This is a genomic window from Corynebacterium bovis DSM 20582 = CIP 54.80, assembly GCF_030408615.1.
Lineage (GTDB): Bacteria > Actinomycetota > Actinomycetes > Mycobacteriales > Mycobacteriaceae > Corynebacterium > Corynebacterium bovis.
The window spans coordinates 2,386,839-2,412,216 of record NZ_CP047187.1 but is presented as its reverse complement, the minus strand read 5'-3'; the positions used below and the strand labels follow the sequence as shown (position 1 = coordinate 2,412,216).

22 protein-coding genes are annotated in these 25,378 nt (G+C 75.1%); 11 read left to right on the top strand and 11 right to left on the bottom strand.

The genetic code is table 11. The annotated features are described in order from the left end of the window. Window positions 1–145: 145 nt before the first annotated feature. Window positions 146–1,840, top strand: a complete 1,695-nt coding sequence (locus tag CBOVI_RS09860) for a hypothetical protein (protein ID WP_010272547.1) — start codon at window positions 146–148, stop codon at window positions 1,838–1,840. Window positions 1,841–1,923: 83 nt separating this feature from the next. Further along, window positions 1,924–2,604 (top strand): peptide-methionine (S)-S-oxide reductase MsrA, encoded by a 681-nt coding sequence (gene msrA / locus CBOVI_RS09855; protein WP_010272545.1) that lies wholly within the window; start codon window positions 1,924–1,926, stop codon window positions 2,602–2,604. 218 nt (window positions 2,605–2,822) lie between these two features. Here msrA and CBOVI_RS09850 read toward each other — a convergent pair whose 3' ends face one another. Further along, on the bottom strand, window positions 2,823–3,428 hold the full coding sequence (locus CBOVI_RS09850; RefSeq protein ID WP_010272543.1) for a superoxide dismutase: 606 nt from the start codon (window positions 3,426–3,428) through the stop codon (window positions 2,823–2,825). 537 nt (window positions 3,429–3,965) lie between these two features. On the opposite strand from CBOVI_RS09850, the gene CBOVI_RS09845 reads away from it, so the two are divergent. After that, on the top strand, window positions 3,966–4,931 hold the full coding sequence (locus CBOVI_RS09845) for an L-lactate dehydrogenase (protein WP_010272542.1): 966 nt from the start codon (window positions 3,966–3,968) through the stop codon (window positions 4,929–4,931). Between the two features lie 102 nt (window positions 4,932–5,033). On the opposite strand, the gene CBOVI_RS09840 is transcribed toward CBOVI_RS09845, so the two are convergent. Next, on the bottom strand, window positions 5,034–5,963 hold the full coding sequence (locus CBOVI_RS09840) for a patatin-like phospholipase family protein (RefSeq protein ID WP_125186045.1): 930 nt from the start codon (window positions 5,961–5,963) through the stop codon (window positions 5,034–5,036). Window positions 5,964–6,249: 286 nt separating this feature from the next. On the opposite strand from CBOVI_RS09840, the gene CBOVI_RS09835 reads away from it, so the two are divergent. Together CBOVI_RS09835 and CBOVI_RS09830 are read left to right on the top strand one after the other, a co-directional pair. Further along, window positions 6,250–7,086: a glycerophosphodiester phosphodiesterase gene (locus CBOVI_RS09835; RefSeq protein WP_010272538.1), complete on the top strand. Its 837-nt coding sequence runs from the start codon at window positions 6,250–6,252 to the stop codon at window positions 7,084–7,086. A 108-nt stretch (window positions 7,087–7,194) separates the two neighbouring features. Continuing rightward, complete coding sequence (locus CBOVI_RS09830; protein ID WP_029158003.1) at window positions 7,195–8,124, top strand: DUF5926 family protein; 930 nt, start codon at window positions 7,195–7,197, stop codon at window positions 8,122–8,124. A gap of 147 nt (window positions 8,125–8,271) precedes the next feature. On the opposite strand, the gene CBOVI_RS09825 is transcribed toward CBOVI_RS09830, so the two are convergent. The 3 genes from CBOVI_RS09825 to CBOVI_RS09815 are packed head-to-tail and all read right to left on the bottom strand — an operon-like array spanning window position 8,272 to window position 12,689. Then, window positions 8,272–10,188, bottom strand: coding sequence for an LCP family protein (locus CBOVI_RS09825; RefSeq protein WP_269780421.1), 1,917 nt, complete (start codon window positions 10,186–10,188; stop codon window positions 8,272–8,274). 54 nt (window positions 10,189–10,242) lie between these two features. Next, window positions 10,243–11,148: a CPBP family intramembrane glutamic endopeptidase gene (locus CBOVI_RS09820; RefSeq protein ID WP_125186486.1), complete on the bottom strand. Its 906-nt coding sequence runs from the start codon at window positions 11,146–11,148 to the stop codon at window positions 10,243–10,245. After that, window positions 11,145–12,689 (bottom strand): amidase family protein, encoded by a 1,545-nt coding sequence (locus CBOVI_RS09815; protein WP_125187350.1) that lies wholly within the window; start codon window positions 12,687–12,689, stop codon window positions 11,145–11,147. The genes CBOVI_RS09820 and CBOVI_RS09815 overlap by 4 nt, the downstream gene beginning before the upstream one ends. A 106-nt stretch (window positions 12,690–12,795) precedes the next feature. Between CBOVI_RS09815 and CBOVI_RS09810 the strand changes: the two genes are divergently transcribed. From CBOVI_RS09810 to CBOVI_RS09800, 3 genes are all read left to right on the top strand, one after another. Next, window positions 12,796–13,902 (top strand): prephenate dehydratase domain-containing protein, encoded by a 1,107-nt coding sequence (locus CBOVI_RS09810; RefSeq protein ID WP_125187389.1) that lies wholly within the window; start codon window positions 12,796–12,798, stop codon window positions 13,900–13,902. Beyond that, window positions 13,899–14,732 (top strand): histidine phosphatase family protein, encoded by an 834-nt coding sequence (locus CBOVI_RS09805; RefSeq protein ID WP_010270117.1) that lies wholly within the window; start codon window positions 13,899–13,901, stop codon window positions 14,730–14,732. Before CBOVI_RS09810 ends, CBOVI_RS09805 begins: the two co-directional genes overlap by 4 nt. Window positions 14,733–14,830: 98 nt before the next feature. Further along, window positions 14,831–15,667, top strand: coding sequence for an N-acetylmuramoyl-L-alanine amidase (locus tag CBOVI_RS09800; protein ID WP_125174660.1), 837 nt, complete (start codon window positions 14,831–14,833; stop codon window positions 15,665–15,667). Between the two features lie 59 nt (window positions 15,668–15,726). Here CBOVI_RS09800 and CBOVI_RS09795 read toward each other — a convergent pair whose 3' ends face one another. The 4 genes from CBOVI_RS09795 to CBOVI_RS09780 all read right to left on the bottom strand — a co-directional run bounded on the left by CBOVI_RS09795 (window position 15,727) and on the right by CBOVI_RS09780 (window position 19,794). Next, window positions 15,727–16,617 carry a DUF1906 domain-containing protein gene (locus tag CBOVI_RS09795; RefSeq protein WP_125187351.1) on the bottom strand — a complete coding sequence of 297 codons (891 nt, stop codon included), beginning with the start codon at window positions 16,615–16,617 and terminating at the stop codon, window positions 15,727–15,729. Further along, window positions 16,614–17,960, bottom strand: coding sequence for a peptidoglycan recognition protein family protein (locus CBOVI_RS09790; protein ID WP_183273666.1), 1,347 nt, complete (start codon window positions 17,958–17,960; stop codon window positions 16,614–16,616). The genes CBOVI_RS09795 and CBOVI_RS09790 overlap by 4 nt, the downstream gene beginning before the upstream one ends. Window positions 17,961–18,291: 331 nt before the next feature. Continuing rightward, window positions 18,292–18,642, bottom strand: a complete 351-nt coding sequence (locus CBOVI_RS09785; protein WP_010265539.1) for a metallopeptidase family protein — start codon at window positions 18,640–18,642, stop codon at window positions 18,292–18,294. A 138-nt stretch (window positions 18,643–18,780) separates the two neighbouring features. Further along, on the bottom strand, window positions 18,781–19,794 hold the full coding sequence (locus CBOVI_RS09780; RefSeq protein WP_010265538.1) for a septum formation family protein: 1,014 nt from the start codon (window positions 19,792–19,794) through the stop codon (window positions 18,781–18,783). A 113-nt stretch (window positions 19,795–19,907) separates the two neighbouring features. Here CBOVI_RS09780 and serS point away from each other — a divergent pair, with 113 nt between their 5' ends. From serS to CBOVI_RS09765, 3 genes are all read left to right on the top strand, one after another. Next, window positions 19,908–21,182 (top strand): serine--tRNA ligase, encoded by a 1,275-nt coding sequence (gene serS / locus CBOVI_RS09775; protein WP_010265535.1) that lies wholly within the window; start codon window positions 19,908–19,910, stop codon window positions 21,180–21,182. Between the two features lie 114 nt (window positions 21,183–21,296). After that, entirely contained in the window at window positions 21,297–22,244 is a 948-nt protein-coding gene (locus CBOVI_RS09770) for a lysophospholipid acyltransferase family protein (RefSeq protein WP_010265533.1), read from the top strand. Then, window positions 22,241–23,224: an HAD family hydrolase gene (locus tag CBOVI_RS09765; RefSeq protein WP_125187353.1), complete on the top strand. Its 984-nt coding sequence runs from the start codon at window positions 22,241–22,243 to the stop codon at window positions 23,222–23,224. Before CBOVI_RS09770 ends, CBOVI_RS09765 begins: the two co-directional genes overlap by 4 nt. 93 nt (window positions 23,225–23,317) lie before the next feature. Here CBOVI_RS09765 and CBOVI_RS09760 read toward each other — a convergent pair whose 3' ends face one another. Continuing rightward, window positions 23,318–24,391: a zinc-binding alcohol dehydrogenase family protein gene (locus CBOVI_RS09760; RefSeq protein ID WP_050798282.1), complete on the bottom strand. Its 1,074-nt coding sequence runs from the start codon at window positions 24,389–24,391 to the stop codon at window positions 23,318–23,320. 137 nt (window positions 24,392–24,528) lie between these two features. Further along, window positions 24,529–25,269 (bottom strand): MIP/aquaporin family protein, encoded by a 741-nt coding sequence (locus CBOVI_RS09755; protein WP_010274021.1) that lies wholly within the window; start codon window positions 25,267–25,269, stop codon window positions 24,529–24,531. Between the last annotated feature and the right edge of the window lie 109 nt (window positions 25,270–25,378).

The following is a 25,378-nucleotide window of genomic DNA, read 5'->3' as shown; positions in this document are numbered from 1 at the left end:
CGCCGGACGGGTCAGTGTCATCGGTGTCAGCGGCGTGTCCGCCGGTCGCTGTCTGTCGCTGCCGGTGCCGCTGACGTCTGCAACCACCTTAGCCAACACCTGGTGACCGCGCGGGAGTGGCCGGGGCCATATGCTGGGGGACATTGTGAACGCCTGTCCCCCCGCCGCCGCGCCCGTCACCCCGGCGGACCTCACCGGGTGCCGTCACCGTGCGGTTCTGCGCCGGGCGGCGGAGGCGGGCGTCGTCCCCCCGGAGACCTCCCCGGCGGACCTGGCGGAGGTCCTCACCCACCGGTACCGGGCCCACCTCCGGCGGTCGGCGGTCCGCGACCGGTTGCCGACGGCACCGCGCATCGGTGACCGGCTCATCCCCACGCGGTGGGACATCACCCCCGGTCCGACGGCCGAGGAGGAGACGCTGGAGGCCCTCGCCGCCGGGACGCGGCTCATCGTCGGCGCGCACCTCGCCGACGGCCCGCTGGCCACGCGCGTGGACCTGCTCGTCCGCGCGGACCACGGCACCGGGGCGTCCCCCGGCCTCGCGTACACGCCCGTCCGGGTGAGCGCGCACTCCGTGATCCGGGACGGGCGGTCGCGGCGCGGGTCCCGGGTCGTCGACGTCGCCGCGCTCGGGTTGTCCGACCCGGTGGACGCCCCGCTGCGGTACCGGGCGGCGGCGGAGGACTCGCAGGTCCTCGCCGTCGCGTGGGTGCTGCTCGCGGGGATGGGCGTCGCGTCCGGGGACGCGGGGCTCATCGGGGCGGGGTCGTCCCGGTGCGCGGTGTTCCCGGCGGGGCGGCTCGCCGAGGGGCTGCTCAAGGCCGTGTCCGTGCCGGTGCCGCGGCGGCCGCTCCGCGTGCGGGAGTGCGCGACCTGCGAGTTCCACAACCACTGCCGGGCGCAGCTCACCGCCACGGCGGACGTGAGCCTCATGCTCCCGGGCGACCGGTCGGCGGCGCTCCGCGAGGACGGCCTCACGACGGTGCCCGCCCTCGCCCGCGCCGACCGCGGCGAGGTCAGCGCGCTGGCGGCGGCGTGGCTGCGCGGGGAGCGGTTCCTCCGCCGCCCGACCGCCGGCTGGATCGACGACCCGCGGTTGTGGGCGGGGGGCACGGGCCCCGGGGACCTCGACGGGTGCGTCGAGGTGGACGTCGACATGGAGGCCCACCCGGGCCGCGGGACGTTCCTCTGGGGGACGTGGGACGGCGTGCGCTACCGGGCGTTCGCCGATTTCGGGGTGGAGCCGGACGAGGGTGCGCACGTCGCCCGGTTCTGGTCCTGGCTCACGGGGAGGAGGGACGACGCCGTCCTCCGCGGTCGGCGGTTCCGGGCGTACTGCTACTCGGCGCAGGGGGAGAACCACTGGCTGCGGGAGTACGCGACGGCGTACGGCGGGCGGCGGTACCCGGCCGGGGACGGCGGGGACGGCGGCGACTGCGGTGACGGGAGCGCGGCCGGGGACGGGACGGTGGTCATGCCGACGCGCGCGGAGGTCGACGCCTTCCTCACGTCGGAGCACTGGGTGGACGTCTTCGCCGTCGTGCGCAGGGCGGTCGCCGCGAACGACTCCCTCGGCCTGAAGAACACCGGCGTCCTCGCCGGGTACGCGTTCAGCCAGGGGGACATGGACGGGCGGGAGGCCGTCGACCGCTTCGAGGCCGCCGTCGCGGCCGCGGCGGACGGGCGCGGCGACGAGGCGCGCGACCTCCGGCGTATCCTCGAGCGCTACAACGCCGACGACTGCATGGCGACGGCGGCCGTCCGGCGGTGGCTGCGCCGGGGCGCACCCGGGATCCCGGGTGTGGAGGACGTCGCCGTCCCGGAGCGGTCCGACGGGTGACCCCCACGACCGTGACATCACGCCGGCGGCACCCGACCGCGACGGCCGTGGCGTCGGACCCCGACCAGACCAAGGGAGACCCAGTGAGCTTTCTCGACCGCATCATCGCCGCGAACACCCCCGGACCGTTCCGCGCGGACCCCGTCACCGCGGACACCGCCCTCGCCGGCGGCCGGCACCCCGTCCTGCCCGACCCGCAGCCGCACACCGTGCTCGGCACGCCGATCACCGGCCCGTGGCGGGAGGGGCAGCGGCACATCGTGCTTGGCCTCGGCTGCTTCTGGGGCGCGGAGAAACTGTTCTGGCAGCTCGACGGCGTGGAGTCGACGGCCGTGGGCTACGCCGGCGGGTACACCGCCAACCCCACGTACCGGGAGGTGTGCACCGGGCGCACCGGGCACGCCGAGGTCGTCGACGTGGTCTACGACCCGGAGCGCATCACCGAGGAGGAGATCCTCCGCGTGGCGTTCGAGAACCACGACCCGACGCAGGGGGACCGGCAGGGCAACGACGTCGGCGCCCAGTACCGCTCCGCCGTGTACGCGACGACGCCCCGGCAGCTCGAGACCGCGCGGGAGGTCGCGCGGGCCTACGGGGAGAAGCTGCGTGACGCCGGGTACGGGGACATGACCACCGAGATCACCATGCTCGACGACACCCCGGCGGGGACCGTGTACCTCGCCGAGGACGAGCACCAGCAGTACCTCGACAAGAACCCCGGCGGGTACTGCCCGGTGCACGCGACCGGCGTGACCTGCGGGTAGGCGGGGGCGCGGGGGGTGGGGCGCGGTGGCCTGGCGCTGCCGGTCGTCGACGCGCACGGGCCCCGGACGCACGACGACCCGCCGCGGGTGGCCGGAGGGCCTGCGCGGCGGGTCGGGGGTCGGGGCGGAGCGTCAACTCCGCGCCGGTGGTGCCCGGAACACCCGGTGTCACCCGGGGTTCCCGGTGTCACCCGGAACTCCGGGTGGGGGAGCCGGAACTACTTGGCCTTGGCGGCGGCGTAGCGCTCGGCGACGTCCTCCCAGTTGAAGACGTTCCACACGGCCTTGACGTAATCGGCCTTGACGTTCTTGTACTGGAGGTAGAAGGCGTGCTCCCACATGTCGAGCATGAGCAGCGGCGTGAAGTTGACGCTGATCTGGCCCTGCTGGTCGGTCATCTGCTCGACGACGAGGCGGCCGGCGATGTGGTCGAAGCCGAGGACGGCCCAGCCGGAGCCCTGGAGACCCAGCGCGGCGGAGGAGAAGTGGTCCTTGAACTTGTCGAAGGAGCCGAAGTCGCGGGTGATGGCCTCCGCGAGCTCACCGGTCGGCTCGCCGCCACCGTTCGGGGAGAGGTTCTTCCAGAAGATGGAGTGGTTGGTGTGGCCACCGAGGTTGAACGCGAGGTTCTTGGACAGCGCGCGGATCTGGTCCGGGTTGGTGCCCTCCTCGCGGGCCTTCTCGAGCGCCTCGAGGGCCGCGTTCGCGCCGGCGACGTAGGTCGCGTGGTGCTTGTCGTGGTGGAGCTGCATGATCTCGCCGGAGATGTGCGGCTCGAGGGCGTCGTAGGCGTAGGGCAGGTCGGGAAGCTCGTAGACAGCCATGGTGGGTCCTTCCGTTGTTCGTGTGATGACTACGGCCACCAGTGTGGTGAAGAACTCACCCCCTCGCAATGATTTTATTATAGAACTCCTAAGTTCAATAGGTTGAATAGGAGATTTCGTTCGACACGAACGGCCGGGGACTGCGGAAAGGCGGGCGGGACCCGCCATCGGGGGGAGTGCACCCGCCGCGGCCAGGGGGGAGGGGTGCGGCACGCCCGGAGCGCGCCCCGGGGGTGTCGGCGTCGCCGTCGTCGCGGGAGCGGTCGTGGGGGGACGACGCCGCCCGCCGCGTCGGGTCGCGGTGGGTGCCGGTGGGGTCGCCGGCGGTGGTTCCGGGCGGTGGGTGCCGGGGTGGCCGCGAGGGTGGGTGACGGGCGCGACTCCCGGAGGGGGAGCTGTGCCCGAACTCACGTCCGAAGCCTCCTTTTCAGGGCCGTGACCAGCGGTATCATCGGCGGTGACGGTAACGGTGCGGCGTGGCCCGGCAGGGTCGGCCGCCGGCGGGCCGCGCGCGGCCACGGACGGGAGGAACTGACGGTGAGGCACAGTGACGGCAACACGATCGTGTTGATCGGGGCGGGGGAGGTCGGCGTCGCGTACGCCTACGCGATCGTGAACCAGGGCCTGTGCGACAGGCTCGTCATCATCGACATCGACGAACGCCGGGCGTGGGGGCACGTCCAGGACCTCCGCCACGCGGTCCCGTGGGCCGGGCACCAGGTGACGGTCACGACCGGCACCTATGACGACTGTGCCGACGCGACCCTCGTGTGCATCTGCGCCGGCTCGGCGCAGAAGCCCGGGGAGACCCGGCTCGACCTCGTGGACCGGAACGTCGCGATCTTCCGCGACATCGTCTCCCGGGTCACGGCGACGGGCTTCGACGGCGTGTATCTCGTCGCCACGAACCCCGTCGACATCCTCTCCTACGCGACGTGGCGTTTCTCCGGGCTGCCGGCCAACCAGGTCATCGGGTCCGGCACCATCCTCGACACCGCCCGGTTCCGCTCCGCACTCGGTGAGTACTTCGACGTCGCGCCGACGTCCGTGCACGCGTACGTCGTCGGCGAGCACGGGGACACCGAACTGCCGGTCCTGTCGGCGGGGACGGCGGCGGGCATCCCGCTGCGCACCCGGCTCGCGCAGTCGCCCACCGGCGAACAGGACGTGACGGAGATCTTCGAACGGACCCGGGACGCCGCCTACGAGATCATCGACGCGAAGGGGTCGACGAGCTTCGGCATCGGCACCGGCCTCGCGCGGATCACCCGGGCGGTCCTCCAGAACGAGGACGTCGTCCTGCCGGTGTCGGCCCTGCTCGACGGCGAGTACGGGCAGACGGACATGTACATCGGCACACCCGCGGTCATCAACCGGCACGGCGTGCGGCAGGTCGTGGAGCTGGACCTCGACGACACCGAGCGCGAGCGGTTCACCCGCTCCGCGGAGACCCTGCGCCGGGTGATGGACGCCGCCGGGCTCGGGGAGGCCGCCGGGGAGTGACGGTCGGGGGTCGACGCCCCGGGGTGGCGCTCGGCCCCGGGAGGGTGTCGGGGGAGCGGTGACCGGGGGCACCGCGCGCCGCGGGGGGTGCCCGGCCGGGGGTCAGCCGTCGAGGCCGAGGAACCGCCGGATGCGGGGCATCTCCTGCCGCGCCTGCTCCAGGCCGGAGTCGTAGGTCTCGATGAGCCGGTTCAGCTTCCGCGTCCCGTTGCCGATCGGCATCGTCTGCGGGGCGAACACGTACGCCCGGCCCTCGCGCTCCATCTGGAAGATCCGGTCCCGGGTCGCGTTGTAGCGGATGTGGCGCGTCGCCATCGACTCGACGAGCTCGGGGTAGTGGGCGAACCGTCGCGCGAACGGCCGGGTGAACCGGCTGCCCCGCTTCCGGTAGCCCCGGGTCCGGGTCATGACGACGACGAACCTCTCGAAACCCTCCGCCTCCGCCGCGTCGAGCGGGATGCCGCCGGTCGGCCCGAAGGCGCCGTCGAACCACGTGTCCCCGTCGATGTGCGTCGGCGGCATGATGAACGGCAGCGACGAACTCGCCCGCGCGTGCAGCAGGAACTCCGGCAGGGAGTCGATGTGCTCCCGGCCCCAGTGCACCGTCTCCCCCGTCCGGCCGTTGAACCCGGAGAACCGGTACTTCGCCGGGTTCGCCTGCACCGCCTGCCAGTCGAGGTGGAGCGCGTAACTGTCCCCGCCGTACTCGCCGTAGATGTACCGGGAGTTGAAGAACCCGTCACCCCGCAGGAACGGGCGGATCCCGCCGAACAACGGGTCACCCGGGAACACCGTGAAGTAGTCCCGCGCCCCCTGCGCGTCCCCCGCCAGGTAGTTCGCCACGTGCACCGTGCTCGCCGAGTTGCCGAAGACCCAGTCGAAGTACACCCCGGACTCCAGTAACGCCTCGACCATCGCCGAGGAGAACGCGGCGCGCATGGCACCACCCTCGAACACGAGCGCGGTGTCCTGCACGTTGGGTGCGGGGGGCGTCCGGTCTGCGCGCCGGGCCGACTGCTTCTGCGGGCTCACGCGCTTGAGGGTACAGCCGCCGCGGGGAGGGGGAGGCAGTGGGCGAGGGTACAGCCGTCGCGGGGAGGGGCAGGCGGTGGGCGAGGGTACAGCCGTCGTGGGGAGGGGCAGGCGGTGGGCGAGGGTGCAGCCGTCACCCCGGGGGAGGCGGTGGGCACCGGCCCGGGGGTCGACGCCGCCCCGGCGTGTACCCGGGGTGAACGCGACGTGAAAGGTAGCCGACAACCCGCGCCCCGGCCCCGTCGTCCGGCAGCGCCGGTGACGCAGGAGGGCTAGAAAGAGAGGCGTGGAGATCATCGCGCACCGTGGAGCATCCGGATACCGGCCCGAGCAGACCATGGCCGCCTACGAGCTCGCCGCCGACCAGGAGGCCGACGGGTGGGAGTGCGACATCCGCCTCACCGCGGACAACGAGGTCGTGTGCTTCCACGACTCGACGGTCAACCGGGTCAGCGACGGGCAGGGGGCCGTCGCCGACATGACGCTCGCCGACCTCCGCGCCCTCGACGTCGGGGCCGGGCAGCCGGAGCGGGCGGGGGGACGACGGCACAGCGTCGTCACCCTCCGGGAACTCATCACCTTCACCATGGACCGCCGCGCCGGGCTGCCGGACACCGACGGCCCGGAGCTGTTCATCGAGACGAAGAACTCCGAGCAGTTCGGCGGACAGCTCGAGGCGCTGCTCAACCGCGAACTCCACCGCGCGGGCATCGACCGGGCCCCGTTCGTGCACGTCATCAGCTTCTCGCCCCGGTCGCTCGACCGGTTCCACCGCATCAACCCGGCGGTCAACCGCATCCTCCTCCGGCGGCAGTACCGGATGTGGGTCCCCCTCCCGCTGCCCCGGGGCCTCCGCGGCGGGGACACCGGCCGCCACGAGGCCGGGACCGCCGGCTGCGACGCCGGCTACGGGGTGCTCCGCGCCCGGCTGCGCCCGCGCGCCGTCGACACCCGGGCCGGCCGGGCCTACCTGTTCACCGCGAACCGGGAGGAGGACGTCCGGTGGGCCGCGCGGCACAACGTCGGCTGGCTCGCCACCGACGTCCCCGACCGGGCGCTCGCCTGGCGTGACGACTCCGCGGCCGTCGAGTTCCGGCGGGCCGGCGTGCGCGTGCACCAGTAGGCGGCCGGCGCGGTCCGGCGGGCCGGCGGGCCGGCGTGCGCGTGCACCGGTCGCCGGTCACCGACCGTCCCACCCACGCGTCCGGCACGGCCGGTTAGACTCACGGGCGTGGCTAAGAAGAACAGGAAGAAAGAAGACCTCCCGGAGGGCATGAGCCGCCGACAGGCGAAGCTCGCGGCCCGGGCCGCCGAACGCGCGGCCCTGGAGAAGGACCCGCGCCCCTACGAGGGCTACGCGGCCGAGACGGACCTCGTGGCGCTCCAGGAGTTCGTCCCCTCCGCACACGTGCGGGTGCGGACCACCGGGATCGACCGCCCCGTGTCGCTGTGCACCGTCCTGCCGGGTGCCGTCTCCGCGCTCGTGCGCGCGGAGGACGAGGGCGGGGAGGTGTTCGTCGCCCTCCAGACCCAGCAGCGCGGCAACAACCCGCAGCGGGACCTGGCCTTCGCCCTGTCCTGGGCGGCCTCGGCCGCACCGGGCAGCACCCTCGAGGTCGGCATCGCCGACGGCACCGAACCCCCGGTCACCGACCTGCTCCCGCAGGACCAGGAGCTCGACATCGAGGTCGCGGACGACTTCGCCTGGTGGCTGCCCGAGTCCCAGCGGAACAACCCGCAGATCGCGGCGTCGCTGGAGCAGGCCAACGCCTCCGTGCTGCCGTCCCGCCGCCTCGACGTCGACGTGCCCGGCGCCGTGTGGTGGATCGACCCGGGCGAGAAGGCCCACATCCGCTGGGTCCGCCCCGAGGCGGAGGACGAGCTCCTCGACGCCCTCGCGCGCGTCGCCGCCGACGGCGGCCTGCACCTCGGGGAGAACACCCGCTTCGCCGGGGCGTTCCGCACCCACGGGCTCCTCGTGCCCGTCTTCGACCTGGACAACACCGTGCCCCACACCGAGTTCGCCGGGCCCGTCGCCGAGCTCGACCGGAGGATCAGCGCCGCGCTGGAGACCGGCCGGGGTGAGGCCGGCGGCCAGCTGACCGCCGAGGAGCACAAGGCGAAGCAGACGATCATCGCCCGGCAGGTCACGATCCGCTGACCTGCGGCCCCCACGCGGGCGGCGGGCGCGGTCGTCCGGGGACGGCCCCCGCCTGAGCCCCCCGCGCCCGCCTGAGCTCCGCCCGCGCGCGCGGGCGGTCGGCGTCCCCCCGCCCCCGCCCGGGGCGTCCCCCGCCCCGGCGGCCGGTCAGCGCAGGGAGGCGAAGAGCTGCTGGGCGGCGGCGTCGTCCCACACGACGACATTGCCGACGTCCACGTCCTCGAACCCGGCGACCGGGACCGTCTCCTGGTTCGCGCCCCGGGCCAGCGCGAGGGCGAGCGCCCCGAGGTTCCACAGGTGGTCGTCGTCGTCGATGGTCAGCGCCTTCGAGAAGGCGTCCGCCAACGGCAGTGACCGGAACGGGTTGACCACCGTCCCCGCGGAGCCGATCTTGTGCGTGATCGCGGAGAGGAACTCCCGCTGCCGCTGCACCCGGTCGAGGTCACCGTTCGCCGAGGTGTACCGGGTCCGCACGTAGCCCAGCGCCGTCGGGCCGTCCATCGTCTGGCAGCCCGGCTGGAGGTTGATCCCCGCCATCGGGTCGTCGATCGGCTCCTTCGGGCACAGCTCGATGCCGCCGACCGCGTCGACGATCGTGGCGAACCCGCCGAAGCCGATCTCCGCGTAGTGGTCGATCCGCAGGCCCGTGGACTGCTCCACGGTCTGCTGCAGCAGCGCCGGGCCGCCCTCGTTGAACGACGTGTTGATCTTGTCCTTCCCCCAGCCCGGGATGTCCACGTAGGAGTCGCGGGGGATGGACAGCATCGTCGCCTTCCCGCCGAACCGGGGCACGTGGACGACGATGATCGAGTCCGTCCGCGCGCCCGTCGCCGTGATGTCCCCGGCGGCGAGGCGGGCGCCGTCGGCCTCACTGAGCCCCTCGCGGGAGTCCGTGCCGACGAGCAGCCAGTTCGTGCCCGCCGAGTCCGCCGGCCGGCCGTCGTAGTCCTTCAGCGCGTCGATGCGCTGGAGGTTGCCGTCCACGCGGAAGGCCATGACGACCGGCACCGCGAGGATGAGCACGAGCACGACGGCGAGGATGTACCGCTTCTTCACGAGGCGGCGGGGGCGTCCCACCGCGTCCGCCCGACCCCGCCCGGGACCCCGGCCGCGGAGGCCGTGGGGGGTGCGGGGGCCGCGGGGGAGGGCCGCGCCGGGGGTGTTCCGGGTCTGCCGGTCGCCGCGCCGGGCACTGCGCCGGGAGGCCGGTCGCCGGGCACGTTCGTCACGGCGGGAGGGGATCTCCCCGGGGACGGGACGACGCTGCCCTCCGCCCGCGCGCCCGTCCACCGGCGGGGTGGTGCGGCCGGGGAAGCCGTCCCGGCCGGCCGGCGGCTGGCCGGGCGCCGGGGCATCGGCGCGGACGTAGCGGGGTGGGGTCGGGGTGGGGCCGCCGGGCGGTGTCGCGGCGCGGCGCGGGGTGGCGTCGCGCGCGAGGTCGTCGCGGGGTGCGGCGTGGCGGGCGGCGTCGCGCGGGGTGGCGGTGCGTGGCGTGGCGTCGCGCGGGGTGGCGTCGCGGGGTGCGGCGGCCCGGGGCGTCGCGTCGCCGGGGGCGGCGTGGCGGGGCCGCCGGGGAGGCCGCGGGGCGTTGAGGTCGATCGGCTCGTCGAGCGGGGACGCCGGGGCCGGCGACGCCGGCGGGGGGCCGGCCGGGGACGCCGGCGACGAGGGTGACGACGGGGGCGCGGCGTCGGACCGGCCGCGGCCGGGCGTGGCCGGCGGCGGCACCGGGCGGGACCGGCGGCGGCTGTGGCGTCCGCGGCTCCCGTCGAGACCGTCGAGACCGTCGCGCCCGGCCCGGTCAGCCCGGTCGGCGCGACTCAGCCGTTCGGCCCGGCCGGCTCGGCCCGCCCTGTCGGCGCCGCTGATCCGCCCGTCCCCGGCGGCCCGGCTCCCACCGCCGGACCGGCCGGCGTCGGCGGGCGGCGGCACGGGCCGTCGCCGGCGGACGGGGCGTCCGTAGCGGTCGCGGAGCGGCCTGCCGTCACGCCCGCGGACGACGTCGTCGTCGACCGGCCGGGCGCGGGGGTCGTTGGGGTCGCTGTCGTGTCCGGTGGGAGACATGAGGGACATGGTAGCTGTCGTGGCGGCCCGGCCGGGGGCCTGCGGGACCGCCGGTCAGCCGAGACCGGGCAGCGCGACGGCCCCGACGAAGGCCACCGTGTCGATGAGCCCGTGCGCCACGATCAGCGGCCACACCCGTCCTGTCCTGCGGAACCACCACACGAACACCAGGCCCATGACGATGTTGCCCACGCCCGCCGAGTAGCCCTGGTACAGGTGGTAGCTTCCGCGGAGCACAGCTGAGCCAACGAAGATCCACGCCCACGGCACCCGCAGCTGCCGCAGCCGGGTCGCCAGCCACGCGACGACGACGACCTCCTCCCCGACCCCGTTCGCCCACGCGCCGACGACGAGCGTCGGCACGGACCACCAGTCCCCGGTCCCGCCGGCGGCGACGTGCCGGGACAGGCCGAGGGCCACCGCCCCGAGGTACAGGGCGAGCCCCGGCAGGCCGATGAGCGCGGCGAGCCCCACGCCGGGAAGGATGTCGCGCCGGGAGGGGCGGAGGCGGAGCGGGGCGTCGTCCCCGGAGTCCCCCGGCGCCGGCCGTGGGTCCGGCGACGACCCCGGCGACCGCACCGGTCCCGACGGGCGCAGCGTGGCGGGCGGGCAGTGCCGGAGCAGGAGGAGCACCGCGAGCCCGGCCCACGCCACGAGCACGGCGGAGGAGACGAGCTGGAAGGCCGGGTCCAGCCACCGCACCGCCGACTGTGCGGCGTTGAGTGTCACAGTCTGCCCGGACAGAGGCTCCGGTCGTGCCAGTGCGTCGATGAGCCGCAGCACCGCCCGCACACCGGACGTGCCGAAGGTCACGACGAGGACGACGACGATCTCCCACCGCAGCGCCACCCGGTCGCGCGGGGCGGGGTGTGGGGTGGGGTGCGTGGTCGGGTGCGGGGCGGGGGAGCCGCCCGGGGTGGTGCCGGGGTAGCCGCCGGGGGCGGGGGACGACGCCGTCACGGCCGGTGGACCCCGGCCCCGCAGCCGCACGGACCGGCGTGGTCGTGCCCGCGCGGTGTCGGCGCTGCCCCGAGACCCAGCGGGTCCCCGGGCCCGTCGACACTGAGGTACTCCGGGTTCATGCCCGACGCCCGGATCTGCGCGACGATGCCCTCCGCGAGGTCGAGCAGGTCCGCCGCCGTGGCGCGGTCGCCGACCGCCCCGAGGTGCACGGAGACCGGCCAGCGGCCCGGGACGTCCGCCGGGTCGACGAGCGGGACGGTGAGCGCGGCCCACCCTGTGAGGTTCCACAGCGTCGCCCACGGGGTCCACGCGGTCTGCACGGCGACGTCGGCCGCCGGGCTCAGCGCCGAGAACGTGCCGGGCGGCGGCGGGGCGCACGCGAGGGTCGGGGTGACGGCGACGTCGACGTCCGGCCAGGCGCGGAGCACCTCGTCGGGGAGGGCGGCGATGGTGCGGGTGGCCGCGGCGAGCCCGCGGTCCGGGTCGGCGTCGGTCACCGCGCGACCCCGGTCGCGGAACCACGCGGTCACCGGCAGCAGCGGGTCCGGCAGCCCGGCGCACCGGGAGGCGAGGACGTCGGCGAACGTCTCGAACAGGGCCGGCGGGTACGGCGCCGGCAGTGGCACGACGGAGCTGACCTGCGGCAACCGGGTCGCGAGCACGGCGGCTGCGGCGGTCGCGGCGGCGATGACCGGGTCGACGTCCGTCGTCGACGGGACGACGCCGGGGTCGCCGGGACCCGTGCTCGCGTGACCGTGCCCGCCGTGACCGTGCGCGCCGCCGGCGGTGACGGCGCAGTGGAAGGGTGTGTTCGTGTGGGCGATCCGGAGCGGGCGGGTGCGCCCGGGCTGCGCCGCCGACGGGGCGGGGAGCCCGTACGCCCGGGCCGTCCACGCGAGGTCCCGGGCGATGAACCCCTGGGCCGTCGGGGTGACGCCCGGTGCGGCCGCGGTGGCCGCGGTGGTCCCGGCCGGTGCCGCCGGCTCGCCGGCCCCGGGGCTCCCGCCACCGGTGACGACGCTGTGCGCCGGCTTCAGCCCCGGCAGGCCGCAGCACGCGGCGGGCACGCGGATGGACCCGCCCCCGTCGGTCGCGTGGGCGACGTCCACCACCCCGTGGCCGACCGCCGTCGCCGCGCCGCCGGACGACCCGCCGGGCATGTACCCCGCACCCAGCGGGTTGACCGGCCACGGCGTGCCGACCGGCTCGGTGTACGCGGTCGCGCCGAACTCCGCGGCGGAGGACGCGCCGACGAGCACCGCCCCTGTCGCGCGGAGCGCCCGCACGGCGGCGTCGTCCGCCGTGGCGTGGACGGCGTGGGCGGCGGAGCCGTACGTCGTCACCTCCCCCGCGACGAGATTCAGGTCCTTGACCAGCACCGGGACGCCGGCGAGTGGGGCGGTCCCGGAGTCGGTGACCGTCGGCGGGGCCGGGTCGGGGTACAGCCGGGCGACGCCCAGCTCGGCGGGTGAGAGCCCGGTGCGGGCGCTCACGGTGGCCAGTCGGTCGCGGACCGTGGCGGTGTCGTGTTCGCACATGGGCGACAGCGTACCCGGCGGCGGTGACGGTCGGCTGCACACTCTGTAGTCTGTGGACATGCAGGAGTCCAGCGCGTCCAGCGAAGAGCGGCAGGGTCGGCCCGGCATGGGCGGGCGGCCCGTCGTCACGTACCTGGGACCGCGGGGGACCTTCACGGAGCAGGCGCTCCACCGGTTCATCGAGGCCGGTCACGTCCCGGCGGAGGCGGAGCTCCGGCCGGTGGACTCCCCGGCGGCGGCGATCCGCGCGGTGCGGGAGGGGTCGGCGGACATGGCGTGCGTCGCGCTGGAGAACAGCGTCGACGGGCCGGTCGTCCAGACCTTCGACGCGCTCGCCGGGGTGACGGCCGGGGCCGGGCCGGGGGCCGCCGGGGCCGGACTGACCGCCGCCGGGGCCGCCGGGAATGCCGCCGCCGGGGCCGCCGCCACCGCCGCCGACGCGCTGGAGAACGCACCGGGTGACGTGCGGATCCTCCGGGAGACCGACGTCCCCGTGGAGTTCGCCGTGCTCGTCCGCCCGGGGACGGCGGCGGCGGACGTGCGGACCGTCACGACGCACCCCGTCGCGATGGCGCAGGTCCGCGGCTGGATGGACCGCGAGCTGCCCGGGGCGCAGTTCATCCCCGCGAGTTCGAACGGTGCGGCGGCCGCCGCCGTCGCCGCCGGGGAGGCCGACGCCGCCGCGGCGCCCCTGCTCGCCGCCGGCATCCACGGGCTCGACGCGCTCGCCGAGGGGGTGGCGGACGTCCGTGGCGCGAACACCCGCTTCGTGCTCGTCGGGCGGCCGGGGGCCGCGGCGTCGGCGGGGCGCACCGGCCGGGACCGGACCGCCGTCGTGTTCTCCCTGCCGAACCACCCGGCCGCGTTGTGGACCGCGCTGAGCGAGATCGCGATGCGGGACGTCGACATGTCCCGCATCGAGTCCCGGCCCACGCGCACCGGGCTGGGGACGTACATGTTCCACGTGGAACTCGTCGGTCATGTGGAGGACGACGCGGTCGCCGATGCGCTCGCCGGCCTGCACCGCCGGACGGACGCGGTGCGGTTCCTGGGGTCCTGGCCGCAGTCCGGGGGGACGGTGCACGCCGACGCCGGCGGGTCCGGTGGCCGGGTCCCGCCGGACCTCACCGCCTCCCGCCGGTGGGTCACGGACCTCCGGGAGGGCCCGGGGCACGCGCCGGGGCCGGACGCGCAGGGCCGGGTGCAGAAGTGACACGTCTGTATCTCATCCGGCACGGCCAGACGACGTCGAACCTCGTCCACGCCCTCGACACCCGCCTGCCCGGGGCGTCCCTCACCGACCTCGGACGCGAGCAGGCCACGGCCGCCGGATCCGCTCTTGCGCAGGTCACGCGGCGGGTGGCCGTCGTGAGCTCGCTCGCGGCCCGGGCCCAGCAGACCGCCGCCGTCCTCGCCGCCGTCGCGCGGGACGCCGGGACGCTCACCGTGCCCGTCGGCCCCGGATCGGACTTCGCGGAGGAGTACGGCCGTGCTTTTCGGGGATCGGTGCCGACGCTGCGCCTCCCCGACGACGCCACCGCGCAGGCCGCGGCCGGGGAGCCCGGGACCGTCGCGACCGTGCCCGGGATCACGGAGATCCCCGCCGGGGACATGGAGATGCGCAACGACGCCGAGGCCCACACCGTCTACCACGGGCTCCTCGGCTCCTGGCTGCACGGCGACCTGGACGCCGCCCCGCCCGGGGGCGCCACCGGGCGGGAGGTCCTCGACGCCTACCTGACGTCCCTGTCCGGGCTTGTCCACGCGGCGGTGGCGACGGGCACGGACCTCGCCGTCGTCAGCCACGGTGCGGTCATCCGCCTCGTCGCCCGGTGGCTCGGGGACGTCGACCCCGCCTTCGCCTGGCGGACCTACCTGCCGAACGCGCACCGCATCGACCTCGACCTCGACCCCGCATCCGGTCAGCCCGGTCAGCCCGGCCAGCCCGGTCAGCCCGCGGCGGCCGGGCCCGCCGCGCCCGACGCGCTGCGGGGCGCGTTCCGCGTCGTGGCCTGGGGCGCCGGGGACCCCGCCGGCGCGTGACCGGCCTCCCCGAGGCTTCATGCTGACGTACCTCCACGAGAGGGGCACCCCCGGTACAGCCCTCCCGTCCTGACCGATCCAGGCTTATTGTCTGGGGCATGACAACCAATCACAGCAGTTCGACGCGCACCCGCAGGCGCTCCGGACTGATTCTCGCAGCCCTGTCCGTCCCGATGATCGCCGCGTCCGCGTTCGCCCCCGCCGCGAGCGCCGGCGCCGACCCGTCCGTCTCCCCCGGCACGGAGTCCAGCCTCCCCGACCCGGCGCAGCCGCTGGCCGGCCGCCACATCTACCTCGACCCGGGCCACCAGGCCGTCACGGAGCCGGCGACCCACACGGTCACCGACGGCCGCGGCGGGCAGAAGCCCTGCCAGGCCCCCGGCACCCACGCCCGCGACGGCTGGCCGGAGCACACGTTCACCTGGCTCATGGGCCAGGAGCTGAAGTCCCAGCTGGAGCACCTCGGTGCCCGTGTGTCCCTCACCCGCCAGGACGACACGGGCCCGGCGGACTGCATCGACACCCGCGCGCTGAAGGAGAACGCCTCGGACGCGGACCTCGTCATCAGCATCCACGCGGACATCAACAAGGAGGGCAACCGGGGCTTCCACGTCTCCCCGGTCAAGGACCCGCTGCCGCAGAACAAGGGCCCGGAGTCGATGGACCTCGCGAAGGACGTCCGCGACGGGCTCGTCGACGAGGGCTTCCAGACCTCGAACTACCTCGGCGTGGACGGCATCAACCCGCGCGACGACCTCACCGGGCTGAACCTGTCCACGAAGCCGAAGGCGCTCGTCGAGTTCGGGAACATGCAGGACTCGCAGGACATCGCGGTCCTCAAGGACGCGCACGGCCGGGAGCGGCTCGCGCACGGCGTCGTCGACGGTGTGGAGAGCTACCTCGGCGTCCGGGGGACGACGGCCCCCGCCTCGTAGTCGCCCGCCGGGGGTGGGGGCGTCCCGGTCGCCGGGGGGGACCCGGGTTCACGGGACGCCTACCACTGCCCCCAGTTCGCGCACAGCACGTCACTGACGTCCGTCTGCACCCCCGCGTACACGGGGGCGGGCGGGGTGTCGGAGCCGAACCGGTTCTGGTGGAGCACGGCGCGCGGCTCCACGACCCCGTGGGACCACGCGCGGGTCTGCCAGCACCAGTGGTGGGGTGTCGCCGTGGAGGGGTCCGTCGGCACCCTCCCCACCAGACCCTCGTCGCACGCCCACGCGCACAGTGAGGCGCTGCCGTACACCCCCGTGCGGTCGAGGCCGATGACCTCGGCGACGGCCTCCAGCCACGGGCGCACGAGGGACTCCCGCTGGTCGACGGTGACGTCCTGGTCGACGGCGAAGAAGATCGGCGCGGTGTCCGGCCCGCCGGCGTCCGCGTGGATCTGCGCGGCGGTGTGTGCGTCCTCCAGCCCGCCGCGTCGGCCGCGGGTGAAGTCCGACGGGGCCGTCCCCTCCGGCTTCCCGTACTGGTACACGCTGGCCACCATGAGGCCGGCATCGTGGATCGAGCTGGCGTAGTCCCTGGTCAACGGCTTCGCGCCGAAGTTCGCGCCGGGACGCGAGAGTGACACATACGAGACAACACCGAGGTGGCCGTCCCGGGCGATGAGCGCGGGCGGCACCGGCGCGGACGAGAAGTCCACGACCGTGCCCAGCGGCGTCGGCCGGGCACCGGCCGGGGAGGGCGCGCCGGTCGTCGCGGAGGCCCCGGCACCGGCCGTGCCTGCCGCCCCCGCCCCGGCGGTCGCGGCGCGGGCCCGCCCGGCCGTCGTCACCCCGCCGGGCGCGCCGACCCCGCCGAGCCCGGCGGCGACGGCGGCGGACGCGAGGGACGCGGCGGCGGCACCGAGGAGGCGGCGTCGTGAGATCCCGTCACTCATCGGGAACCTCCGCTCAGCAGCCCGGACGGCGTCGTCCCCCCGACCGCGGCCGCCACCCGACGGCGCAGCTCCGGCAGCCTCCGCCACAGGTTGTCCCCGGGGCACTCGGTGGTGCCGGCGGCCTTCTCCCAGTCCCGGTGCCCGGTGACGGTCGGCTGCGTGAGGTCGATCGACGACGCCGCGTTGACGTACCGCACCCGGCCCTCCGGGTCGAGGCCCAGCGCGGAGCACAGGGCGGTGAGCACGGTCGTGAGGGAGTCGAGGGCCGCGGCGGTCGGCTCGCCGGTCTGGAAGTCCCCGATGAGACACACCCCGATGTTGCCCGTGTTCGCGCGGTACACGTGCCCGGCGGTGACGACCTGCCCGGCCGCCGACCCGGGGCGGAACACCGCGTGCCCGGCGACCCCGGTGGACCGGCCCTGGTAGACCACGCCCTCCGGGTCGATGACGAGGTGGTAGCCGATGTCGCCCCACCCGCGGCCGCCGTCGTCCGACGACGCGTGGAAGCGGTACACGGAGCGCACGGCCGCGGGCCAGTTGTGCCGGTACTGCGGTTCGCGGCCGGTGGGCACGGCCGTGTGGTGGACGGTGACGCACACCGGCGGGGCCCATTCCGGGGCCCACGTCATGAGGGCCTCGTCCGCGCCCCACTGCCGCCGGGACACGACGGTGAGCCCGGGGAGCACGGTCGCCTCCGGGTCCGCGACGGTGCGGTCGCCGGTCTCGACCCGGTGGATGTGGGCGGTGGTCGTGGGGGTGTCGACGTACGCCTCCGTTGCCCCGGCGGGGACGGCGACGGGGTCCGAGCACAGCGGGAACGCGCCGTCCCGGCAGTGGCCGGACGGGTGGACCGTGCGGGACGTGCGCGTGCCGTCCGGGGCGGTGAAGTGGACGGTGGCCGTGGGGACGGTGGGGGTGCCCGGGGAGCCGGCGGGCGCGGTCGGCGTGCCGGTGGAGCTGCCGAGGGGTCCGGCGGCGGAGCCGGTCAGCGACCCGGTGAGGGAGCCTGCGAGCGATCCGGCGAGCGCCGTGGAGTCGCCGGGGAACCGCAGGGAGAGGAACGACGGGGCCTCCGGGACCGGGATCCGGGTGAGTCCGGCGGTGGCGCCGGTGGCGCCGGTCGCGGGGGACGGGGCGGTGCCGGCGGCGGGCGCGGCGACGGCCCGGGCGGCGGGGAGGACCGCGAGGGTGGCCCCGGCGGCGAGGGCGCCGAGTCCGAACCGGCGGCGGGACAGCGTCCGGGTCCCCGCCGGGGTGGGTGAGGGGGCGGGGGACGGGGACGGGGCGGGGGACGGTGACGCCTGCGGGGACGTCGACTGCGATGACGTGATGGGAGTGTTCACACCGTGGAACCTAGGCGGGGCACCTGAGAATTACCGGCACGGGGGTGTGCGCGCAGGCCTGTGTGCAGCACCGATGCGGGCCGCGGGGTGCGTGTGGCGGGCACGGTCCGCGGGCCGGGCGGGGGCTGCGCGGACGGGACGGGGCGTCGCACGGGGGTCCGGGAGGGCCGGTCGGCGCGACGGGGCCCCGGCGGCCGGGGGTCCACCGCGACCCGGCCGGGCAGCGGCTGTGGCGACACCGTGGTGTCGGGAACGGCTTTCTCATGTGCCCCTGCGGGTACTGGGGGGGATGGATTCAGCCGGGCCGACGGCGACGTACCCCCGCCGGGGGTCAGCCCCAGCCGAGCTCGTGGAGGCGGTCGTCGTCGATCCCGAAGTGGTGGCCGATCTCGTGGATGACCGTGACCGCCACCTCCTCCACGAGCTGCTCCCGGCTGTCACACCACTCGCAGAGGGCGTCCCGGTAGATGCTGATCTTGTCCGGCAGGACCGTCGGCCACTCGACGGACCGGTCGGGGAGGGCCACGCCGTGGTAGAGGCCGAGGATCGTCGGGTCCTCCTCGTTGCGGTCCTCGGTGACGATCGCCACGTTGTCGAGGGCGTTGAGCAGCTCCCGGGGGATGCGGCGCAGGCCCCGGTCCACGAGGTCCTCGAACTCCTCGTCCGTGATGTCGACAGCCATCGTCGTCTCCTCTCCGCAGGGGCACGGGTCGTCACCGGCCGCCCCCAGTCTCCCACCCGGCGGCGACCGGCGCACCGCGTTCCGCGGCGGCCGGGGCCACCGGTCACCGGGTGCCGGCCACCGGCCCCGGGGTTCCGGCTACCGGCGCACCGGGTTCCGCGGCGGCTGCGGGGGCGGCGGGGCCCCGTCGATCGTGAACCCCTGCGTGACGTCCCCGTTGAGGGTCGCGAACCCGCCGCCGGGGTCGCCCTTCGTCAGCGCACAGTTCACCGTCCGGGAGCCCGCGTCCCACGACTGCTGCTGGAGCGTCGTCCAGAACGGCGCGAGCGTGGACTGGTACAGGGCGTCGTCGCCGCCGATGTAGTCCATCGCGGCCTTCGTGCACACCCCGTTGAGGTAGTCGTTCTGCTGCTCGACCGGCGGCCACCCGTCGGGGAACTGCTGGCCCAGCGTCACCACGGACACGACCTGCCAGGCGTGGTCCTCCTGGCACGGCACCTCGGTCGTGAGCTCGCCGTCGACCCGGACGCACGTGCCCTCGGGGAAGGCCCGGGACTGGTCCTGCTCGGCGGCGAGGCCCTGGACCTCCTGGGCCCGCCCGGCGGCGTCGGGCACCATGACACCGCACAGCATCGTCCGGTCACCCTTCTCCCACGACGCGACCGGGGGGAGGATCGGGGAGATGGAGTACCGCCCCTCGGGGTCGAGGGCGCCGTTGAGGTAGGACATCGTCGGCCCCTCACACAACTCGGCGGTGAGGCGGGCCTGGCGGTCCTTGTCCGGCATCGCCGCCGTCGGCCCGAACTCGCTGGTCGGGTACGCGGACAGGTCCTCCCGGGTCGCGACCTCGAACCGGTGCGGGGTCGCGCAGTCCACGCGGGAGAAGTTCGACGCCCTCCCGTCCGGTGCGGTGTCCCAGGTGATGCAGGTGCCGCGGTCGGCGTCGGTGAAGGACGGCGGGCGGTCGCCGGACCCGCCGGCGTCACCGCCGGGGCGCTCGGTGGTCGCCTGCGTGCCGGTGGACACCGGGGAGCGGTTCTCCGGCGCGGAGTACTCGTACGCGCCCGCCGCGACACCGCCGGCGAGGGCCGCGACGGTCACGACGGTCACGGACCGGCGCCGACGGGCGTGCGTGGAGGCGTCAATCGTCATCGCTGCTGCAATCTGCTGGTCGGGGACGGTGGGTGGGGCATGGCCGACGGGGACGCGGTGGCGCTGTGCGTCACGGCGCGAAGGTCCCCACCACTATAGCTAAGCTGTGACACATGATTGATCTCAAGCTACTCCGCGACAACCCCGAGGCCGTCCGCACGTCACAGCGCACCCGGGGCGAGGACCCGGAGCTCGTCGACCGGCTGCTCGACGCCGACCGGCGACGCCGGGACGCCATCGCGGACGCGGACGCCGCCCGGACCGCGCAGAACGCCTTCTCCAAGGAGATGGGGACGCTCATGCGCACCGCCTCCGACGAGGAACGGACGCGGCTCCGGGAGGAGGGCCGGCGCAAGGCCGAGGCCCTCAAGGAGATCGAGGCCGTCCAGGCGGAGGCCGAGGCCGCCGTGAACGACCTCCAGATGCAGCTCTCCAACGTCGTCGAGGAGGGGGCGCCCGCCGGCGGGGAGGACGACTACGTCGTCCTCGAACACGTCGGGGAGCCCACGACCTTCGACTTCGAGCCGAAGGATCACGTCGACCTCGGCGAGTCCCTCGGCCTCATCGACATCAAGCGCGGGACGAAGGTCTCCGGGGCGCGCTTCTACTTCCTCACCGGCGACGGCGCACTGCTCCAGCTGGGGATGCTCCAGCTCGCCGCGCAGAAGGCCCGGGCCGCCGGGTTCACCCTCATGATCCCGCCGGTGCTCGTCCGCCCGGAGATCATGTCCGGCACCGGCTTCCTCGGGGCGCACGCCGACGAGATCTACCGGCTCGAGGAGGACGACCTGTACCTCGTCGGCACCTCCGAGGTCGCCCTCGCCGGCTACCACTCCGACGAGATCATCGACCTGTCCGACGGGCCCGTCCGCTACGCCGGCTGGTCCTCCTGCTTCCGGCGCGAGGCCGGGTCCTACGGCAAGGACACCCGCGGCATCCTCCGCGTCCACCAGTTCGACAAGCTGGAGATGTTCGTCTACTGCCGCCCCGAGGACGCCGCGGCGCAGCACCGGGCGCTGCTCGAGATGGAGAAGGAGATGCTCTCCGCCGTGGAGGTCCCGTACCGCGTCATCGACGTCGCGGGCGGTGACCTCGGCTCCTCGGCCGCGCGGAAGTTCGACACCGAGGCCTGGGTGCCGACCCAGCAGACCTACCGGGAGCTGACGTCGACGTCGAACTGCACGACCTTCCAGGCCCGACGGCTCAAGACGCGCTACCGGGACGCCGACGGCCGGACGCAGACCGCCGCGACGGTCAACGGCACGCTCGCGACGACGCGCTGGCTCGTCGCGATCCTGGAGAACAACCAGCAGGCCGACGGGTCAGTCGTCGTGCCGGAGGCGCTGCGGCCCTTCGTCGGCAAGGACGTGCTGGAACCCGTGCGCTGACCGCACCCGCCGCAGCGGTGGCCGTCGTGACCGGCGGCCGTCGTGACCGGTGACCCGCACCCGCCGCACCCCGCACCGCACCCTCCGCCCGCCCCTCCCCGAGAAGGAGCCCCCATGAGCAGGACCGAGACCTTCATCCTCCCCCCGGGCCACGACCGCGGCCCGGACCACCCCGAGGCCCGCGAACTGTTCTACGGCCGGATCATCATCCCCGCGGCGAAGCTGTGGATGCGGCTCGTCCAGCGGGTGCAGGTCGTCATCCTCCACCCGGAGCGCAGCCCCCTCGACGGCGGGGCGCTGCTCGCCGTCAACCACACCGGGTACTGGGACTTCGTCTACGGCGGCATCCCCGCCCACTTCCACGGCCGCCGGCTCGTCCGGTTCATGGCGAAGAAGGAGATCTGGGACGCGCCCGTCGCCGGGCCGGTCATGACGGGCATGCACCACATCCCCGTCGACCGGGCGGACGGGCAGGCCTCGATGGACGAGGCGGTGCGCCGGCTCCGCGCCGGGCAGCTCGTCGGCATCTTCCCGGAGGCGACGATCAGCCGGTCCTTCGAGGTCAAGGAGCTGCGGCAGGGGGCGGCCCGCATCGCCCGGGAGGCCGGCGCCCCGCTCATCCCCGTCGCGATCTGGGGCTCCCAGCGGATCTGGACCAAGGGCCGGAAGCCGGTGTGGCGGCCCGACGGGGTCAACCTCGTCATGGCCGTGGGGGAGCCGGTGGAGGTCGACGACGACGCCGCCGCGACGACCGACCGCCTCCGCACGGCGATGCAGGCCCTCGTCGAGGACGCCCGCGCCGAGTACGTTCGCCGCTACGGCCCCATGCCCGCCGGCGAGTTCTGGGTCCCGGCCGCCCTCGGCGGGTCCGCGCCGACGCTCGACGAGGCGACGGTGAAGGACCGCGAGGACCAGCAGCGCCGCAAGGAGCAGCGCGCGGCCCGCGAGCAGGCGAAGGCCGACCGGGACCGGCGCAACCGCGAGGAGCTCGCCGCGGCCCCCGGCCCGCTCCGCCCGGTCGTGCGGCTGCGCCAGCGGTGGCGGGACAGGCGCCGGTCATGAGGGCGGGGGAGGCCCCGCGGCTCGTCGTCTGCGACGTCGACGGCACCTTCGTCACCTCCCGGGACCGGGTGTCGCCGCGGACGCGCGGCGTCGTCGCCTCCCTCACGGCCGCGGGCGCCGGGTTCATGCTGGCCACGGGCCGTCCGCCCCGGTGGCTCCTGCCCGTGCTCGACCAGGTGTGCGTGCGGCCGGTGTGCGTGTGCGCGAACGGGGCGGTCGTCTACGACGCCGCCGCCGACACGGTCGTCCACGCGGAGACCCTCGCACCGGACCTGCTGGCGGCCGTCGCCCCGGAGATCGCGCGGGCGACCGCGGCCGTCGGCGGGGCGACGTTCGCCGTCGAGCGGGTCGGGCGGAGCGCCTTCGACCGGGCCGACGAGCTGTTCGCCGTCGAACCGGAGTACCCGCACGCGTGGGACACCGACGAGCACAGCGTCCAGCCCCGCGCCGAGCTGCTCGCCCAGCCGGCGGTGAAGCTGCTCGTGCGCAACCCCGCGCTGGACAGCCCCGAGCTGTACGCGCTCGTCCGCGAGGCCGTCGACCCGGCGGTCGCGCAGGTCACGTACTCCTGGGGCGGCGGGTTGCTCGAGGTCAGCGCGCCGGGCGTGTCGAAGATGTCCGGGTTGCAGTGGGCGCTCCGGCACGGGCACATCGGTGGGGCCGGGGCCGGGGTCGGGGTCGGTGCCGTTGCCGGTGCCGGTGACGACGCCGTCACGGCCGCCGTGGCGGATGCGGCGCGGGCGCCGGCGGGCGCGGGCCGCGGGTCGGCGGGCGGGCCGGCGGGCGGGGAGCCGGGCGCGGTGGAGCCCCGGCACGTCGTCGCGTTCGGCGACATGGCCAACGACCTGGAGATGATCGCCTGGGCCGGGCACGGCGTGGCGATGGGCAACGCCATCCCCGCGCTCAAGGACGCCGCCGACGAGGTCACGGCGTCGAACGACGACGACGGCGTGGCCCGCGTCCTCGAACGCTGGTTCTGACCCGCGGGCGGGCGTGCCGGCGGGGCCGCTGACCAGCCCGGACCCGCCGGTCCCCCGACCCGCCCGGACCCGCAGGCGGGGCCGCCGTCCGGCTCAGAACTCGACGACGAGCTTCCCCGTCAGCCGACCGTCCTCCACGCGACGGTGCGCCTCCCGCAACGTCTCCGCGGACAACCCCCGCAGGTGCAGATTCGCGGTCGTGGAGAGGCGTCCGTCGTCGATCATGTCCGCCACCCGGTCGAGGGCGAGCCCCTGATCCTCCATGTCCGCCGTCCCGAACGACGACCGGGTGAACATCGACTCCCAGTGCACCGCCACGGACTTCTGCTTGAACGGGGTGATGTCCAGGCCCTCCGGGTCGTCGATGAGCACGAGGTGCCCGTGCGGGGTCATGATCTCCGCCAGCTCCCGCTCCCGGCCCGTGGTCCACGAACTGAAGACGAGGTCCACGCCGTCGGGGTCGATCTCCCGCACCTGGTCGACGAGGTCACGGCGGTGGTTCACGACGTCGTGCGCCCCCATCTCCAGCACCCAGTCCTCCGACTCCTCCCGCGAGGCCGTCGCGATGACCGTCAACCCCGTCAGCGCGCGGGCCAGCTGGATGAGCACCGACGGCACCCCGCCCGCGCCGCCGAGCACCAGCAACGTGCCGTTCGAGTCCACGTTCGCGCCCATCCGGTCGAAGAGGGACTCCCACGCGGTGAGCGACGTCAGGGGGAGGGCCGCGGCGTCCACCGCGCTGATCTCCGTCGGCGCGCGGCCGACGAGCCGCTCATCCACGACGTGGAACTGCGCGTTCGTGCCCGGGCGGCGGATGTCGCCCGCGTAGAAGACCCGGTCGCCGGGCTGGAACCGGCTCGTGGCGTCACCGGTGGCGCGGACCGTGCCGACGGCGTCGTAGCCCAGGATCTTCGGCCGGCCGTCCGGCTGGCGGCCCGCGCGGCGGCGGACCTTCGTGTCGATGGGGTTGACCGAGATCGCCTCGATCTCCACGAGAAGATCGTGGTCACCCGGGGTGGGGACGGGGACCTCGACGTCGACGAGGCACGCCGGGTCGTCCACCGGGAGGGAGTCCGTGATCCCGACGGCGCGCATCGTGTCGGGGACGTCGGGGGCGGCGGTGGGCTGGGTGGCCGTGTCCGCCGTGGTCGCTTCGCTGTCGCTCATGGCCGCCATGCTAGGACTTTTCCGCGCGGTGGTCCGGGCAGTGCGTGCGTCGTGCGCGGGGTCCCGTGTCTACGCGGGGTGCTGGGTGCACGAGGTGCGTTGTGTCCGCGCGGCGCGCTGTGCCGGCGCCGCCGGCGTCACGCCGCGCCGACGGCGACCCGCGCGACGACCCCGAGGACGACGGCCGCCACCAGCGGCGCGACGACCGGCACCCAGGCGTAGCCCCACCGCGCGGACCCGGGGCGGCGGAGCCGGCCCAACGGCAGGACGAACGCGTACATGATGCGCGGCCCGAGGTCGCGCACGGGGTTGATCGCGTAGCCCGTCGGCGACCCCAGGGACGCGCCGACCGCGACGATCACCGCGGCGACACCGAGGTACGCCAGCGGCCCGGTGTCCCCGCCCGACGGCCCGAGCAGCACGAACGCCAGCAGCACGGCGGTGGCGATGAACTCGGTCACCGCGTTCCACCCGTTGCGTGGCCCGACCGGGACGGTGAAGAACACCGGCCCGACGTCCGCGGGGGAGTCCTCCCGGGCCTCGGCGTCGAAGAGCTGCCGGAACGCGGCCCACGCCAGGCCGGCGCCGACCATCGCGCCGAGCATCTGCCCGGCGACGTACCAGGGGACCAGCCCCCACGCGAGGTCCCCCTTCACGGCGAGGGCGAGGGTCACCGCGGGGTTGAGGTGCCCGCCGGTGGGGTCGGCCACGCTCGCACCGACGAACACCGCCAGCCCCCAGCCGGCGGCGATGAGGTTCCACCCGGTGCCGTGGGCGGCGGAGGCGCGGAGCGTGTTGGCCGCGCACACACCGTTGCCGAGGAGCAGCAGCAGCGCCGTCCCGGCGAATTCCCAGGCCAGTACCTCCGGTCCACCCATGCTGTGCTCCTCTGCGCGTCGTGTCCGTGTCGGGCCGGCGGGGCGCCGCGGGCGGGGGTGCCCGGCCGGGGCGGCGTCCGGTCTGCCGGTATGTCTACCCGACGGCCCT